This is a genomic window from Curvibacter fontanus, from assembly GCF_054780335.1.
Window position 1 is genome coordinate 132527 of the sequence record NZ_BAAGWN010000011.1, and the last position, 15590, is coordinate 148116.

16 protein-coding genes are annotated in these 15590 nt (G+C 61.4%); all 16 read right to left on the minus strand.

Annotated elements, in window-relative coordinates; all coding sequences use genetic code 11:
• Positions 1 to 201 precede the first annotated feature (201 nt).
• Positions 202 to 1092 (minus strand): acetylglutamate kinase, encoded by an 891-nt coding sequence (gene argB / locus ACYVH8_RS06730; protein WP_460488106.1) that lies wholly within the window; start codon positions 1090 to 1092, stop codon positions 202 to 204.
• 9 nt (positions 1093 to 1101) lie between these two features.
• Positions 1102 to 1503, minus strand: a complete 402-nt coding sequence (gene vapC / locus ACYVH8_RS06735; RefSeq protein WP_460488107.1) for a type II toxin-antitoxin system tRNA(fMet)-specific endonuclease VapC — start codon at positions 1501 to 1503, stop codon at positions 1102 to 1104.
• Entirely contained in the window at positions 1503 to 1736 is a 234-nt protein-coding gene (gene vapB, locus ACYVH8_RS06740; RefSeq protein WP_460488108.1) for a type II toxin-antitoxin system VapB family antitoxin, read from the minus strand. The genes vapC and vapB overlap by 1 nt, the downstream gene beginning before the upstream one ends.
• A 92-nt stretch (positions 1737 to 1828) precedes the next feature.
• A complete protein-coding gene (locus ACYVH8_RS06745; RefSeq protein WP_460488109.1) occupies positions 1829 to 3691 on the minus strand; it encodes a polysaccharide biosynthesis protein in 1863 nt (620 codons plus the stop codon).
• Between the two features lie 15 nt (positions 3692 to 3706).
• The gene (locus ACYVH8_RS06750; protein WP_460488110.1) at positions 3707 to 4084 is read right to left on the minus strand and encodes an H-NS histone family protein; all 378 of its coding nucleotides are present in this window, start codon (positions 4082 to 4084) and stop codon (positions 3707 to 3709) included.
• Between the two features lie 28 nt (positions 4085 to 4112).
• Positions 4113 to 4676 carry a sugar transferase gene (locus ACYVH8_RS06755; protein WP_460488111.1) on the minus strand — a complete coding sequence of 188 codons (564 nt, stop codon included), beginning with the start codon at positions 4674 to 4676 and terminating at the stop codon, positions 4113 to 4115.
• Positions 4673 to 5608, minus strand: a complete 936-nt coding sequence (locus ACYVH8_RS06760) for a UDP-glucose 4-epimerase family protein (protein WP_460488112.1) — start codon at positions 5606 to 5608, stop codon at positions 4673 to 4675. The genes ACYVH8_RS06755 and ACYVH8_RS06760 overlap by 4 nt, the downstream gene beginning before the upstream one ends.
• Positions 5605 to 6360, minus strand: coding sequence for a glycosyltransferase family 2 protein (locus tag ACYVH8_RS06765; protein WP_460488113.1), 756 nt, complete (start codon positions 6358 to 6360; stop codon positions 5605 to 5607). The genes ACYVH8_RS06760 and ACYVH8_RS06765 overlap by 4 nt, the downstream gene beginning before the upstream one ends.
• The gene (locus ACYVH8_RS06770) at positions 6360 to 7352 is read right to left on the minus strand and encodes a hypothetical protein (RefSeq protein ID WP_460488114.1); all 993 of its coding nucleotides are present in this window, start codon (positions 7350 to 7352) and stop codon (positions 6360 to 6362) included. The genes ACYVH8_RS06765 and ACYVH8_RS06770 overlap by 1 nt, the downstream gene beginning before the upstream one ends.
• Entirely contained in the window at positions 7331 to 8134 is an 804-nt protein-coding gene (locus tag ACYVH8_RS06775) for a class I SAM-dependent methyltransferase (protein WP_460488115.1), read from the minus strand. Before ACYVH8_RS06775 ends, ACYVH8_RS06770 begins: the two co-directional genes overlap by 22 nt.
• Positions 8131 to 8874 carry a class I SAM-dependent methyltransferase gene (locus ACYVH8_RS06780; RefSeq protein ID WP_460488116.1) on the minus strand — a complete coding sequence of 248 codons (744 nt, stop codon included), beginning with the start codon at positions 8872 to 8874 and terminating at the stop codon, positions 8131 to 8133. Before ACYVH8_RS06780 ends, ACYVH8_RS06775 begins: the two co-directional genes overlap by 4 nt.
• Entirely contained in the window at positions 8871 to 9791 is a 921-nt protein-coding gene (locus tag ACYVH8_RS06785) for a glycosyltransferase family protein (protein WP_460488117.1), read from the minus strand. The genes ACYVH8_RS06780 and ACYVH8_RS06785 overlap by 4 nt, the downstream gene beginning before the upstream one ends.
• The gene (locus ACYVH8_RS06790; protein ID WP_460488118.1) at positions 9791 to 11485 is read right to left on the minus strand and encodes an ATP-binding cassette domain-containing protein; all 1695 of its coding nucleotides are present in this window, start codon (positions 11483 to 11485) and stop codon (positions 9791 to 9793) included. The genes ACYVH8_RS06785 and ACYVH8_RS06790 overlap by 1 nt, the downstream gene beginning before the upstream one ends.
• Positions 11485 to 12426 (minus strand): FkbM family methyltransferase, encoded by a 942-nt coding sequence (locus ACYVH8_RS06795; RefSeq protein WP_460488119.1) that lies wholly within the window; start codon positions 12424 to 12426, stop codon positions 11485 to 11487. The genes ACYVH8_RS06790 and ACYVH8_RS06795 overlap by 1 nt, the downstream gene beginning before the upstream one ends.
• Entirely contained in the window at positions 12423 to 13661 is a 1239-nt protein-coding gene (locus ACYVH8_RS06800) for a phytanoyl-CoA dioxygenase family protein (RefSeq protein WP_460488120.1), read from the minus strand. Before ACYVH8_RS06800 ends, ACYVH8_RS06795 begins: the two co-directional genes overlap by 4 nt.
• Positions 13662 to 13916: 255 nt before the next feature.
• On the minus strand, positions 13917 to 15542 hold the full coding sequence (locus ACYVH8_RS06805; protein WP_460488121.1) for a hypothetical protein: 1626 nt from the start codon (positions 15540 to 15542) through the stop codon (positions 13917 to 13919).
• Positions 15543 to 15590: the final 48 nt, after the last annotated feature.

A 15590-nucleotide genomic window follows, 5' to 3' on the forward strand; every position in this document is an offset into this window, starting at 1 on the left:
TGATTCTCGCACAGTGCCGGCTGGAGCTTAGTCCTCAGTGGCCGCCCACTCCGGTTTGTAGCTTTGAGGCCACGCGCGCTCCACCGCGGAAGGTGCTTACCACCCTCTCCCCTCTGGGGAGAGGGCAGGGTGAGGGGCCCGGCAGCATGTCGCCCGCCCTCACCCCAACCCTCTCCCAAAGGGAGAGGGGGAAAGCCCCGCTCAATGGGAGCGGATCATCGTGCCGTAGGCCTGGTCGGTCAGGATTTCCAGCAGCATGGCGTGCGGCACACGGCCGTCGATGATGTGCACCGCGTTCACGCCGCTCTTGGCGGCGTCCAGCGCGCCGGCGATCTTGGGCAGCATGCCACCCGAGATGGTGCCGTCGGCCACCAGCTCGTCGATGCGCTTCATGGTCAGCTCGGTCAGCAGCTGGCCCTGCTTGTCCAGCACGCCGGGGATGTTGGTCAGCATCAGCAGCTTTTCGGCCTGCAGTACGGTGGCCAGCTTGGCGGCCACCACGTCAGCGTTGATGTTGTAGCTCTCGTTGTGCTCGCCGAAGCCGATGGGGCTGACGACCGGGATGAAGGCGTCGTCCTGCAGGGCCTTGACCACGCTGGGGTCGATGGACTCGATGTCGCCCACCAGGCCGACGTCGTGCACCTTGCCCGGGTCGCTGGCATCCACCATCCTGAGCTTTTTGGCGCGGATCAGGCCGCCGTCGCGCCCGGTCAGGCCCACGGCCTTGCCGCCGGCCTGGTTGATCAGGCCCACGATGTCCTGCTGCACCTCACCGGCCAGCACCCATTCGACCACCTCCATGGTCTCGGCATCGGTCACGCGCATGCCCTGGATGAACTCGCCCTTCTTGCCCAGGCGCTTGAGCGCCGTCTCGATCTGCGGTCCGCCGCCGTGCACCACCACCGGATTGATGCCCACCAGCTTGAGCAGCACCACGTCCTCGGCAAAGGCGGCCTGCAGGGCGGGGTCGGTCATGGCGTTGCCGCCGTACTTGATGACCATGGTCTTGCCATGGAAGCGACGGATATAGGGCAGCGCCTGGGCCAGGATCTGGGCCTTGTCGTGCGGGGCGATGGCGAGGGTGTCGGTCATGGTGAACTTTCAGATGACCCAATTGGCCAGTTGCAGGGCTTCCACACGCTCGAATTCGCGCTGGTTGTTGGACACCAGGGTCAAGCCCTCACTGCGGGCATGCGCCGCAATATGCAGGTCGTTGACGCCTATGGGTTGCCCCTGTTTTTCAAGTGCGCTACGAATGCTACCGTAATGCTGTGCGGCCTTGGGGCCATAAGGCAGCACTTCCAGGCGGCTGCAAAAGTCTTCCACTGTGGCCAGAGAACGCGCTGGCGCGCTGCTCTTCTCGGCGCCGTGCAGCAATTCGGCCAGCGTGATGCAAGAGATTGCCATGTGGCCCGCGTGCTCATTGAACAACTCCAGCGCGGACATGGGACGGCGCTTGATGACATAGATCACGATATTGGTGTCCAGCAAGTAGCGCAACATTACAGCGCCTCGCGCTCGGGCTGATGCTGGCTGGCGCGCGATTCCATGAAATCGTCGGCCGCTTCAGGCCCATTGATGAAGAAACTGTCCCACGACTGGCCCAATGGCGCAATGATGCGCTCGCTGCCCCGGGCACGCACGTCCACCCGCTTCACGTTTTCAGGCAGACGCAGTTCTGCTGGCAGCCTGATGGCCTGGCTGCGATTGTTGATGAACACGGTCGTGGCAGTCATGCTTTGCTCCTTCCATCGCAAATGGATAGCGCACTAGTATATGCCAACTATTTCACTCACAAGTGACACAGCAAGGGTCCGCCAGGTGAGCCTTAGCTGGTGTGTGCCCCATAACCATGTACGCAAGCCTGCAAGACACGACGGATGCCTTGCTCATCAGCACCGTCGGCAGCGATCCGCAAACACTCGAGCTGCCCGGCCAACTCCTGCCAGGGCAGCAAATCTTCATGCGCCTTCATGATGCGCGGATGGCCGGTCGGCGCGGGGTTGTCGCCGATCAGCAGTTCCTCGTAAAGCTTTTCACCCGGGCGCAGGCCCGTGATGGCGATCTCGATGTCGCCCTGGGGGTGCTCGGGGTCACGCACCGTCAGCCCGGACAGCTCCACCATGCGGTGCGCCAGGTCCAGGATGCGCACCGGCTCGCCCATGTCCAGCACGAACACCTCGCCACCACCGGCCATGGCGCCGGCCTGCAGCACCAGCTGGGCGGCCTCGGGGATGGTCATGAAATAGCGCGTGACGTCCGCATGCGTGACCGTCAGCGGCCCGCCTGCCGCCAGCTGGCGACGGAACAGGGGCACCACACTGCCGCTGGAACCCAGCACATTGCCGAAGCGCACCATGCTGAAACAGGTCTGGCCGGCCTCGGCCGCCAGGGCCTGCAGCACCAGTTCGGCCATGCGCTTGCTGGCGCCCATGACGTTGGTCGGGCGCACGGCCTTGTCGGTGGAGACCAGGACGAAGCGGGCGACACCGCAGTCCCGCGCAACACGGGCCATGTGCAGCGTGCCGAAGACGTTGTTGCGTATGCCTTCGGCGGGGTTGGACTCCACCAGGGGCACATGCTTGTAGGCGGCGGCATGGTAGACCGTGTGGGGGCGGTACTGGCGGCAGATTTCATGCAGCCGGGCCTCCTGGTTCACGCTGCCCAGCAGAGGCACCAGCTCGATCGTGCCACCCAGCTCCGCGCACGCGGCCAGCAATTCCTGGTGAATGCTGTAAAGCGCGAACTCGCTGTGATCGAGCAGCAGCAGCCGGCTGGGCTGCTGGCGCAGGATCTGGCGGCAGAGTTCGCTGCCGATGCTGCCGCCGGCCCCCGTCACCAGCACGACCATCCTCGACAGGTCACGGGCCAGCAGTTCGGCATTGGGTGGCACCGGATCGCGTCCGAGCAGATCCTCGATATCGAGCTCACGAAAATCCTGCACGGTGACCCGGCCACTCGTCAGATCCGACATGCCAGGCAGGGTGCGGATATGCAGGGGCAGATGCCGCAGGCTTTCGATGATGCGGTTGCGACGCTCGCGCGTCACGCTGGGCAGCGCCAGCAGGATGTCGGTGATGCCCTCACGCTCCACCAGGGCCGCTATGTCCCGGCTGGCGTGGACCGGCACGCCATTGATGCTGCGCCCGATCTTGGCCGTGTCGTCGTCAACGAAGCCGACGAGTTCGTACTGGCCACTCATGCCCAGGGCCGCCGCCGTCTGCGCACCGGCCAGCCCGGCCCCATAGATCAGAAAGCGGCTTTGACCCGCATGCGTGCGCCCCCAGCCGGCCAGCCAGAAGCGTGCCAGCGCACGACTACCGCCCACAAGCAGCAGGAAAATCAGGGGTTGCAAAACGCCCACGCTGCGCGGCACATTGGTCCAGCGTGCCCACAACAGGACACCCAGCAACAAGACACCGTAGATCGCCACCGCCTTGGCCGTGGTCAGCAGCGCAGCCTGCCCGGTATAACGAAAGATGGCGCGGTACAGGCCCAGACGCACGAAAACCGGGATGGCCAGCAGCGGCGCCAGCACATAAATGCGCAGCTGCATCTCATCGGGCCAGTTCGGATTGTCCAGGCGCAGGGTAAAAGCCAGCCAGGTCGCCAGCAGCGACAAGACCACGTCCATGGCCACCACCACCAGGCGTTTCACGGCCCGCGGCCAGGCAAGAATCTTCTGCTGCATGACGATCGCCGGTCCTCAGCCCTTGATGGCGAAACTTTCACGTGTCCGACCCTGCGCCACCAGTTCGGCCAGCCAGCGCGGCATGGAGCCGCGCCCGCTCCACGTCTCACCCTTGGGGCCGCGGTACTTGGCCGCCACCTTGGCGCCCGCTTTAACCGCAGTTTTGCGCACAGACTTCTTGACCGCTGTTTTCTTGACAGGCATCGTCTTGGCCTTGCCGCGACGCTGACGCGGCTTGCCAGCGGCCTGCTGCAGGTCCCGCAGCGTGATGCCGAAAGCCTGCATCTTGGCCAGGATGTCCTTGACGGTCTTGTCGAACTCTCGTGTCTTGATGTCGGCGGCCTGCTTTTGCAGTTTTTCGATCTGGTTTTGAATGTCGATCAGATTGCCCACAGCGTTCTCCTAAGGAAAATCCAGCGCATTAATGCGAAATGCTTTCACGTCGTATGACTTTGACCGCCGTCCGGAGGATTATCTGCAAATCGAACAGGAAGGAACGGCGCTTCAGATACTCGACGTCCAAGGCCACTTTCTGCGGGATCGGGAGCTCGTCCCGGCCGTTGATCTGCGCCCAGCCCGTGAGCCCCGGCAGCGCCTCATGCACCCCATGCTGCGTGCGCAGCGTTATCAGGTCGGTCTGGTTGAACAGGGCCGGCCGGGGACCGACAAAACTCATGTCCCCCTTGAGGATGCTCCACAGCTGCGGCAACTCGTCCAGGCTGGTCTTGCGCAGCAGCCCCCCCACCGGCGTCAGCCAGGCCTGGGGGTTCTCCAGCAAATGCGTGGCGACCGCCGAGGTCCCGACCCGCATGCTGCGGAACTTGGGCATGCTGAAGATCCGGTTGTCCCGCCCTATCCGATCCGACCAGTACAGGACCGGTCCCCTGCTGCTGAGCTTGACCATGAGCGCGATCACCAGCATGGGAAGGCCCAGCACCAGGACCGCGAAGACAGCCAGGCACAGATCGAACACGCGCTTTTTCATGGTTTGCAATGCGATACCGTTTGCGACAGTCCCTGCCGCACGCTCTGCGGAGGACGCCAAGCCAGTATTGTGCGTGCCTTCGTGATGTCCACCTGAAGATTGCCGCAGACGCGCTCCATGGCCGCTTTGCGCCCGGCCAGCGCGGCCAGGGCCCGCAGCAGCCCCTGCGGCAGGGCGAACAGCCGCGGCGGTTTCCCCATGGACTGGGCAAGCCGCCGGATCAGCTCGGGCGTGGACAGGTCTTCGCCATCGCTGACCAGAAAGGTCTGGTTGGCCGCCGCCGGGTGCGCCATGCAGGTCACGATGAAGTCGACCAGGTTATCGAGCCCGACGAGGCTGCGTCGGTTGTCCACGGCCGCCAGCGGCAGCGGCAGGCCCTTGGCCACGGCCCGCATCAGGGACTGGAAGTTGGCGCGCACGCCGGGACCATAGACCAGCGGCGGGCGGATGATGACGAGTTCCATGCCCGTCTCTCGTGCGATCGTCAACAACCCCTGCTCGGCCTCCAGCTTGGACAGACCGTAGGCATCCTGCGGAGCTGGTGCATCGCCCTCAGAAAATGGGCGGCCTGCTGGCGTCGACTCGCCGTGCACCTTGACCGAACTGATGAAGACAAAACGCCGCACGCCTGCCGCCGCGGCCTGGCGTGCCAGGTTCAGCGTGCCGGCCACATTGGTCCGCCGGAATTCATCAAACGGGTCGGCAGCCGTGTCGCGCATCACGTGGACGCGGGCTGCCAGGTGGACCACCGTCTGACACCCCTGGACGGCCTCCGCCCAGCGTGTCGCGCCATCGATGTCACCGACCACTTTCTCGCCCGGTATCCCGCATGGACGCCGCACACCGGGCACGGCCTGATGGCCCGCCTGGTCCAGCCGCGCGCAGAGCGCCCGCCCGACAAAGCCATTCGCACCCGTGACCAGGACTTTCATTTGCGCAGAAACTCGAGGAGCTTGGCCGGGTATTTGGAGAGGATCTTCAACCAGTTGCTGGCGATCCCGTTCTCCCGGCATGCCCTCAGCACCTCCTGGTTCAGAAGCAGGGTGCTGCGCAAGCCCCCCGTGCTGATGCCACCGGTCCGCATGCGCACCAGCACCTCGGGCATGTGCTGGTAGACCAATTCACCCGGGTGGAATATGCGCGCGACCAGTTCGAAGTCACCCGCGATGCGATAGTCCGGCCGGAAACCGCCATAACGTTCGAAGACCTGGCGCTTGAGGAAAAGCGCCGGGTGGGCCGGCATCCAGCCCCAGGCGATCCGGTCCGGCCGGAAGCGGTCGGACCGGTAGCGGCGGACGGGTTTGTTGAGATTGGAGGGATGGACGAACTCCGTATCGCCATACAGGGCGTCGAGTCCGCCCTGCTCCATGAGCGCACCGACCCGCGCCAGCACGTCATTTGCCGCATACATGTCGTCGGCGTTGAGAAATCCGATCACGTCGCCCGTCGCCAGCCGCAGGCCCTTGTTCATGGCGTCGTAGATGCCTTTGTCCGGCTCGGAGATGATGACCTTGCCGCCGCGGCCCAAAGTGTCGGCCAATTTGACCGTGCCGTCTCGCGACCCCCCATCGACGATGACATGCTCCACGTCCGGGTGCGTCTGATCGACAACAGACCGGAGCGTGTCGCTGATGGTGGCCGCGCTGTTGAAGCAGACCGTGATGACGCTGATCTTCATGGCCATCAATACTTCACGATCCGCTTGAGGAGTTCCTTGAGGCGCCGCGGCAGGAAGCGATGCGCCCATCGGCGTGACCTGATGTAGGCCGTGGACTTCATGCCGCGCGTGAAACCGGGCACCAGCGACTGGACCTCGGACACCACGTTCCGCAGGTTCTTCTCATAGAGGTGGTAGACCTCTTCGGGCGGTGCCATTTCTGTCGTATAGAAAGAAGACAGGCGGTCAAACCCACCGTCATCCAGCAGCTGAAATTGATGGAAATGGTAAAAAATCAGCGGCTGACCATCGACCAGCACCGGCTCATCACCTGCACCCTCGATTTTGTAATTCGGGTAGTTCCAGGGCGCCAGGCCCGCGCCCGGATGCTGCAGCACGCAGGTGGATGCATAGCGTTCCGGCCATTCGTCGAGGTACTTCTGGTCCCCCATGCGCCCGTCTTCAAGCCGCGCATAACACCAGTCTATGCACTGCTTGCGCCATCGATCGAGGCAGGCCAGCCCTTCCTGATCGCGTCGAAACGTCACCCATTCCACGCAGAAACGGCCGTTCTCTTCCAGGTACTTCAGCCGCGGCGTGAACCGGTGCTCGATGATGGCAATGGAGGATGCGCCGATTTCTTCGAACAGGGGTTCGACCGAAGAATAGAACATCAGATCGGCGTCGACGTAGGTGAGCAGGTCCACCTCCGGGCGCCTGTCCATCACCCATGCCGGCAGGCTGGCCGAAAGCGTCCAGCAGTATTCGGCAATGTTGCGATCCTTCTTGGCCGCGAGCAGTTCGGCGCTCTCGATTTCCGGCAGTGAAATGCAAGTCACGCCCGGCAAACCAAGTTGTTCGAGCATGCGCCGGCACGGTTCGTCCATGCACAGGACAAAAACCTGCGCGCCCGTACAGTGCTGGCGCAGCGTGCGCAGCATCACCACCCCTTTGAAAAGGTAGTTGCTGTCGAAAAGGGTGCAGAAGTACCTGCTGATCAGGTCTTTATTTTGCCGCATACATAGGTTCTCACTGCGGTCTTGACACCTTGATGCACATCCTCGTCCAGGGTATGTGCATCGACCAGCGCCAGTCCGTGCTTGCTCAGCAAGGCCAGGAATTCCGCCTCCCCAAAATGGATTTCAACCGTCTCGACCCCGTACGCCAGCTTGCGGAAATGCATCGTGGACTGATGCGGCAGAACGGGTGTCCGATGGAAAATGGCATGGTGCCGAGCCACCCGCGCCGTCTCCGCAATGGCTGCCTCATACTCGGGAATATGCAGGAGGCAACACCCCGAGATGACGACATCGAATTGCGCGTCTGCATAGGCCAGTGCGGTGGCATCCTGGACATCGAACTGCAAACCCGGATATGTCTTCCGGGCCAGCTCCACGAATGCGGGTGAGTAATCGCATCCGGCATACGTGAATGGCAAACCCGCGATACCGAACACCTCGGAATAGTAGCCACTCGAACAGCCGATTTCGAGAAGCGAGCCCATACCGTTCAGACGCGGGAGCTTCTTGATGGCTCCGACCAGAACGTCGAACACGTCGACGCACTGCCCAGCCCGGTAGTGCGCCAGCTGACGATCGACCAGTACGCGCTGCCTCGCCGGCAATTCGTCTGCCTGCCACGAGTTACGGAGTCTGCCGGCCTCCGATTCCAGATCAGCGCTGGATAACTGGACGAAATCGGTCGACACAGAATGCCGCCCGGGGATGAATGATCTGATCCGTCGCGCCGCGCTTCTCAGGCGCGGATGTTTTCCGAGCCACTGCCGGAGCAGGCTTATCACGATGCACCCTCCACATCCCCAGCCTTACGTTCCGCCACCACCAATTGATCGAGGAAGAAATCCTCATTTCTTGGCAGCAGCACTGATGCCAGCAGCCCCAGCATCGACACCGGGGCGAACAGGAACACACGCAGCACCAGCTTCGCCAGGATGGACCGCGCACCCGTCACCTTGAAGAGATAGGCATTGGCCATCTGGAACAGGATGGATGCGTCAGCCAGAATCTTGCGCTGCCGAACGATATGGAAACCGTTTCTTTCCAGCATGGCACGCAGGCCAAAGCTGGAATACCGGGCGTAGTCGTAGGGCTGCTCATGCTCGTCCCAGACAAAAGGAACGGTCAGCAGCAACCGGCCCTGCGGCCTCAACACTCTGGATATTTCCCTCAGGAAGTCATCCGGCGTGAAGACGTGTTCGAGAACCTGGTTGCACAGGACCGCATCGAAACTGGCGTCATCGAAGGGAAAGGATTGCCCGTCGTAGTAGGCTTCCGCCACATCACGCTGCCGGGCTATGGGCGTGTCTATTTCAAGCCCTGTATAGGAACGAACCCTGAACAGGGATTGATAAGGCTTCGTACCACAGCCGACATCGAGCAAGTCACCCGTCAGCATCGGGCTTGCCGCCTCGATCTCACGCCACAACCCCCGACGCGCCAGGAAAAAAGGATTGATGAAGACCCCGACAATACCGGGCTTGAACTGCCTCGCGGCAAACTGGCGACGCAGATTGACACTCATGATTTTTTCAGCGCCTCCCACAGACGGGTGATCACGCGTTTGGCCCGGGCGGCGAATGCGGTATGTTGCCCAAGGAATCTGGCGAAACTGTCGTGGGCCGCCACACTTTCCTGTACCTCGATAGGCAGGACATTGACGGGAACGACAGCGACAAGCTGTTCGAAATCATCGGTTGTCGCGCAGTGCGTCCCGCTGTCATCCGTCCCGATGTTGTTGACCAGGCTGCGTCCAGGATAAAGCGTCAGCATGTTGTCCAGGAAACACGAGGCATGCCAGCGCACCGCCCACGAATCATTCTTGCCCGCTACCTGGTTGGCCAGCATCTTTCTATAGGGATAGGCGCCCCCCATGTCAAAAGCACGTGTCAGACGCTCACGTCGCAATGCATCCAGCAGCTTCTGGCCATCCGGCTCGAAATGACGCCACGCGCGGGACCAGGTGGCCCAACCCCAGCAATCCGCCCCGCGCAGGAAAAAGGTTTCCGGCAGCGTTTCGGGCACCGGGTAGCAGTAACCATGAATGCTGGCGACGCGCTCCTGGTCCCGATACTGCTGCAAGCCTTCGTTCATGAACTTCAGAAAATAGGGCGAGACGACCAGATCGTCTTCCATGACGATCACCGAATCGTGCGTGGACAGGGTTTCGCTCACGCCACTGATGATGGACCGGGCCAATCCCAGGTTCTGGTCACGGTAAATCCGCGTCACGGATGCAAAGCCCTCGATCGAGTCGACGTAGGCACGCACGGCGTCGGTTTGCGACTTGTGCCCTTCGTGCCTAGGCCCGTCGCAAAACACGTACAGCGATGTCGAGCCGGCCTCCCGGTTAGCCCGCAAGGACTCCACCGTCTGGCGCAAGTGGTCCAGGCGGGCATATGCAAACAGGACTACGGGGGCGAAACGGCCAGCGGTACTCATCAGACTGTTTCCTTTTGGATCTGCAGCACCTGGTCTGCCAATGCCGCAATCTCTTCATCATGTGTGATGAAGATGATGATCCCATCGCGCATCCTGGTGCGCAACTTGCCCACCACCTCGACCCGTGTCTCCGGATCGAGCGCGCTGGTCGCCTCATCGAGCAGCAACACCTCGGGCTTGCGTATCAAGGCACGGGCTATCCCCAGACGCTGGCGTTGCCCGCCGGAGAAGTTCTCCCCCAGATAGCTCAGCCTGGTATCCAGCCCTCGGTCGAGCGAGCGGATCAGACCATCCAGGTTCACGCTTTCCAGGGCGGCGTACAACTCTTCATCGCTGGCCTGCGCCCCCAGAAGCAGGTTTTCCTTGACCGTGGTCGAGAATATTTTCGGCTGCTGTTCCACCAGCATGAAGTGCGCACGCGCAGCCCCCAGCGGAATACGCCCCTCATTGACCACCACCTGACCGCTGTCCGGGACACTCAAACCCAGCAGGATGTCTGCCAGGGTGGATTTGCCTGCACCGGAGGGGCCTACAACGGCATAGGTGTGCCCCGCCTCGAAGCGGAAAGTGACATCGGCAAGCACCCGTCCCCGATCTCCATAGGCAAACGAAACCTGCTGCAAGGCCAGTGTCCGCACACGATCGACTGCGGCGTCCGACGTGGCGCTCTGCCTTTCTTGCGCCAGTTCAACCAGGGCGCCAATATCCTTGACGGCCCGGATATCCGTCAAGAGCTGTGAGCCCGCCGTCACCATCTGCCCCAGGGAAGCAAATACCCGGATGATGATGATGGTGCCGGCAAACAAGGCCGCATCGGTCATGTCCACGGCGGCGCCTGGCCGCAAGGCAATGGCTGCCAGCAGCAGCAGCACGATGGCCGGAAATGCCTTGACCCCCGACTTGATGGCGTCCATCTCCACCAGCATGCGGATATAGGCGTGGATCTGCGCGGCATAGGTGGCCATGACGAACCGTTCACCATGCAGCGAACGGATGGAGCGCAGGCTGTTCAGTGCCTCCACGAAGGTGGTGCCAAGTTCCCGCGACAAATTGACCGCCCGATTGTTCACGCGTACCACGCGCCGCAGCAAGAAGGCGATTACGGCCAGACTGGCCAACAGGAACAGCACGACGCCGGCGAACACCTGCTGGGAAAACTGGTACAGCACCACCATGCCAACCAGTGCGGTGAAAAAACCCACCGCTGCCTGCAGGAGGCTGCTGACGATGGTGCCACTCTTGAAGGTGTCGTCTCCCGCCATCGTGATGTAGTGCCCCACGGAGCGCGTGTACACCCGCCCCATGGGCTCCAGCAGCAGGATGTGGCCAAAGACCTTGCCGCTCAGGGTTTCATGCACCCGCTTGCCCAGCCAGGTCGTCAGCACCGACAGGACGTAACCCAGCACCAGCCGGGCCATCATGACCATGAAGAACAGCCACAGCCACGTCCTGGAGACCGGCTCCAACCCCAGCTGCCCGGCAACCTGGCTCCAGACCTGGGTGACCGGCGAGTTGGCCGCCGTCTGCCCCGGAGCCATGGGAATCATCAGACTGGTCGCCAAGTATTCCAGCACCAGCACCAGTGCGGCCAACGCTACCACGATATAAAAAGCACGGAAATTCCGCGCCACAAAACTAGCATAGTGGGCGATCTGACCCGCCATCGCGGAGATCGAAGCTAGGACGTTGACCATCAGACCACTGCTTTGAGGGTAGCCACCAGAGCATCCACGCCGCAACCCTGTGTGCGCAGGAAACCCGCTACCTCTGCGTCCCGCTCCAGCAGGGACAAGCCCTCCTCGTAGAACAGGTTGGTCAGGTAGAACGCTAGCAGGTTGACACGGTACTCCACCGCCAGCGCAGCGGCCACATCCAGACGCAGTGCAAACACGGCATCACATTCGTTGAGAAAGGTGTGCAACTGCGGCCTGGACCGCCCGGAACGGCGTGGCGCATGGATGGGCTTGACGTGCAGCAACTCGAATCCCTGCTGCTCCATGTATTCGCACGCTTGCCAGAATTTGCCCGAGCCCTTCATAACCGGCTGCGCCAGCATGGTGGATTCCATCTCAATGCCGACGATACGCTGGGCATCGAACAAGGTCTGCGCGCCCTGCAAGATGGAAAGTTCCGTGCCCTGCGTGTCAAGTTTCACGAAGACCGGAGCCGTGACCGACAACCCTGCCATCGCCTGCACCAGGGTGAGAGTTTCAATACGGCGCTCCGTCACGGGGAAGAAATATTCCAGATTAGTGACGCGGTGCTTCATGGATGGCGTGATTTCCGGCGGAAGCAGACTGGAGCCGGTGTCCACATTGGTCACATACAGGACTTGTTCGCCCCCTTCGTGACTCAACCCAGTGGTGCAGGCGGACACCTGGCAGGGCCAGGCCCAGGATTTCACGTATGCGATGTTGGCTTCATTCGGCTCCACCGCCAGCCACTGGGTGCCTGGAGCGTTGAGGAATGCCAGCCACTTGCCATGCGGGTAATACGAGGCCCCCACATCCACGCAAACTGCCGCCGGCAAATACGGGCTTAGCAATTTTGAAACACGCCATGGCAGCGTATGTTGACGCAAAAAGTTCTTGAGCGACTGCGGAATCATCCGGCGCACGGCCTGGCCCAAACTCATGACACCATCCTTTTCACCCTGCTGACAGCACGCTCCGTAAACGTCAGATCCGAAAAAATCACCTGGAGCGCTACGCGCTCGCCTTCCTGCATCAACCCCCCGCGGTGCAGCAGACAAGCACCGTCGAAAGCAATGAAGGTGCCTGCCGGTCCGGTCATCTTGCGCTCGGCAGCTGCCAGTTGGCTCTCCAATTCGCTGCCCGGCGCCACATCCCAACCCATGTGCGAATTGAAACGCAGGCACTCGGGCAAGCGCATGAAATGCCGCCTGAAGTTCTCCGAATTCACGGACTGGTGGTACTGCTTGGCGTAATAGTCCTTCAGGGGAGAATCGGGTCGCGTGCCCACCGTCCCCACCACGCGGCCTATCATTTCCTGCAACGGATTCAGCTGCATGGCTTCGTAGGCACCCGGATAGCACCCGGTAGGGCCGTTCTGCTCGGTCACATCCGAGAGATAGACGATGGACTTAGGGCAGGAAATGGTTTCGTCCACGTGAGCGTAAAGCGTCTGGGGCGGGCGATCCAGACCCGTGATGGCGTTTTTCCACCATGTGGCCTGAGGCACACTGAGCTCAAGGGCCAAGCCAGTCACCCGGGTCTTGCGCCCCGTATAAGCACTGACCGCATCCAGCACCCCCAGCTTTTTGAACTCCCGATTGAGCACGGCGCGGATAGCGCGCACAGTGGGGCCGGAACTCACCGATAGCTCATCACGCTTGAGCCGCCCCGCGGCCGCATTGACCCGAAACTGTCCCAGCTCCCGCTCTGCCAGACTGCGCAACTCGGCGACGGCCGCTTGGGGCAGGCGGCCAAAATAATGCCTGTCCCGCTGCATCCGGACGGCATCCTGCCGCGCCCGCTCATTGGTCAGGTCCACGAAACCCACCTGCGGCTGCCTGACATACCAGGTCAGTTCCTCGTCCAGCAGGCGAACGCTTGCGCTCCTAAGCTCAAGGAGAAAACATGCTTCGTATTCGTCTGCCGACTGCTCGTGAAAGGATGCGAACACCGCGTCAAGCGCCTGCAACAGCTCCTTCTGCAATGCGATCCGGCTCTCACCATCCAGTGTCGAACCAAACTGTCGGGCTGCCTTATAGATTTCATTGAAGACAGCCAGCTTTTCGGCAGGCAGATCCCAATGGGGAGCGGCAAAGCTGAAGGCCGGGTGGTTCCGGTAGCTGCTCTCCATCAATGTTTTCAATACTTGCATTTTGATCAGTTTGTCGTCCGTCATGCATACCCTGCAGCGCCATCAGATATCACCACGAGATCACAGCGAACACATCCACCAGGCACACCGCTTTGTGTAGGTGAATTTTATTCCGCAAACAGCCGCAGGAATAGCATCGGGGCACCCAATCGCCCGGAGCGAACGCCCGCCCGGGGATACAGCTCAATGCCAGGCTGGCCCGGTATAACCCAGACTATATGCCTGCCCACAAAACCGTCACTGCGCCGGCACGCTCCCGGTCTCCGGCACGGCCCCATCTCAAACCGCACGCGCTCCCTGTTCTTCCCGGTCATTGGCCATCGCCGTGACAAAGCGATCGAATGCAGGAAGCTGGACCAACGCCAGGAAAGCCTGCATCACCTCGTGCTCTGCAGCCACCCCGACATTGCACGCCCTCCAGAAATTCACAAAAGCCTTGCGCAAGACACTCTGATCTCCAGCGCCGTAGAGGTTATGCATGTAGTAGAAAACCAGCGCCTGGCGCCGCATTTCATCCTTGGGCACCGGCAACGTAGCGTAGGTCTTCAGCATGCCCGCATACTCTTTTCGCGTGCGAGCCGTGCGGCAAAAGTCGAAGGCGTGGTGAGGATGGCGCGCACAACCGATGCTGGGTACACCCAAGTATGCCAACTCGTGCGCCACCGTGCCATACACAGTGACCCCGCATGAGATACCTGCCTGGGCCAATTGCACGTTGGTGATGGCGACCGGCACCCAGTTCAGACCTGGGTATTTCTGCCGCAGATGCCGCAGGGCCTCGTCGCTCAGTTCGATCTGATTGGGGTGCGGCTTGAGGAAGAAGCTAACGCCCTCTGCCTGCAAAGTCTCGATGGTGAAACAGACCCATTGCCAGAAATCGTCAAAAACCAGATCGGGATAGACATGCGGGCTGTCGTAGAAATCATGCAAGAAGATGACAACAGCCCCCTTCAAACCGGCCGGTAATGACTCGCTGGATTGCCCGTAGGCCGACCGGCGCATGTAGCTCGTAGCCGCATCGATGCCTCCAGACAGCCGCTTTCCCAACTGTTCGCGGGCCACCTCCAAGAGATCGGATGGGCGGCTCAGAGAATGAAAGTCTTCTCTATAGCGACTTGAATTCACGGTCTGGTAAGGATCAGACGGCGTCAACTTCTTACCGAAACGGCTCAGATTCCCGAATGACCAGACGTCCACACCGTGCTGCAACGCCACTCTCGCTGGGATTCCATGCTCAAGATAGGAAGTGTAGGACGTCAGATACCAGCGCGGCTTGACGGTCCCGAAGTATGCGTGCGCCTGCCTGACATCACGCAAGGCCTGCCAGATCAAACGCCTCACGAACGGATCCGACGCAGAAAACTCGGGTGCCGGCTTGAATCGCAAGTATGAGCTGATGACAAGATCAGCGGCTTCGATGCCATCAATTTGAAGCGAGTAGTTCCCGCTTACTGCCTGCTCTTGTAAGAGGGTCCAGAACGAGCGAGACCTGATCCAGTCCCGGAAATCGGCGAAGGGATGCATCCAGGTCGCACATCTGTAGGCAACACGATCGATGGCCGGGCCATAGGCTCGGATCCACGGCCCACTCCAAAGCCATGCAATCAGCGCCGACCTCTTCAACTCGGAAGACCAGCCAGAACCTACCGCACCACTGACAGACCGCACAACCACCAAGTCCGCACGTGCAGCCAGGCGCGATCTGAATGCACCAAACAACAGAAAGTAGAACTTGTCCGATACGGACTGAAAAGCCAGGACGTCGAGGCTGGCGCCCTTGCCGCCCTCCTGTCCAATCTGAGCAAACGCACGGGGCGACACCCCGACCTCATCCGGATAACGAGCGATGAGCTTCCGCAGATTGACCAATATTTTTTTATATGCAGCTGCCATCACATAGCCCAACAGATTGCCTCGACACCGCTCCGAACGGGGCAGCCGGCCATTTCGTAC

Coding starts and splice junctions, on each gene's coding strand:
- argB (WP_460488106.1), bottom strand. CDS start 1,092: ATGACCGACACCCTCGCCATCGCCCCGCACGACAAGGCCCAGATCCTG.
- vapC (WP_460488107.1), bottom strand. CDS start 1,503: ATGTTGCGCTACTTGCTGGACACCAATATCGTGATCTATGTCATCAAG.
- vapB (WP_460488108.1), bottom strand. CDS start 1,736: ATGACTGCCACGACCGTGTTCATCAACAATCGCAGCCAGGCCATCAGG.
- ACYVH8_RS06745 (WP_460488109.1), bottom strand. CDS start 3,691: ATGCAGCAGAAGATTCTTGCCTGGCCGCGGGCCGTGAAACGCCTGGTG.
- ACYVH8_RS06755 (WP_460488111.1), bottom strand. CDS start 4,676: ATGAAAAAGCGCGTGTTCGATCTGTGCCTGGCTGTCTTCGCGGTCCTG.
- ACYVH8_RS06760 (WP_460488112.1), bottom strand. CDS start 5,608: ATGAAAGTCCTGGTCACGGGTGCGAATGGCTTTGTCGGGCGGGCGCTC.
- ACYVH8_RS06765 (WP_460488113.1), bottom strand. CDS start 6,360: ATGGCCATGAAGATCAGCGTCATCACGGTCTGCTTCAACAGCGCGGCC.
- ACYVH8_RS06770 (WP_460488114.1), bottom strand. CDS start 7,352: ATGCGGCAAAATAAAGACCTGATCAGCAGGTACTTCTGCACCCTTTTC.
- ACYVH8_RS06780 (WP_460488116.1), bottom strand. CDS start 8,874: ATGAGTGTCAATCTGCGTCGCCAGTTTGCCGCGAGGCAGTTCAAGCCC.
- ACYVH8_RS06785 (WP_460488117.1), bottom strand. CDS start 9,791: ATGAGTACCGCTGGCCGTTTCGCCCCCGTAGTCCTGTTTGCATATGCC.
- ACYVH8_RS06790 (WP_460488118.1), bottom strand. CDS start 11,485: ATGGTCAACGTCCTAGCTTCGATCTCCGCGATGGCGGGTCAGATCGCC.
- ACYVH8_RS06795 (WP_460488119.1), bottom strand. CDS start 12,426: ATGAGTTTGGGCCAGGCCGTGCGCCGGATGATTCCGCAGTCGCTCAAG.
- ACYVH8_RS06800 (WP_460488120.1), bottom strand. CDS start 13,661: ATGACGGACGACAAACTGATCAAAATGCAAGTATTGAAAACATTGATG.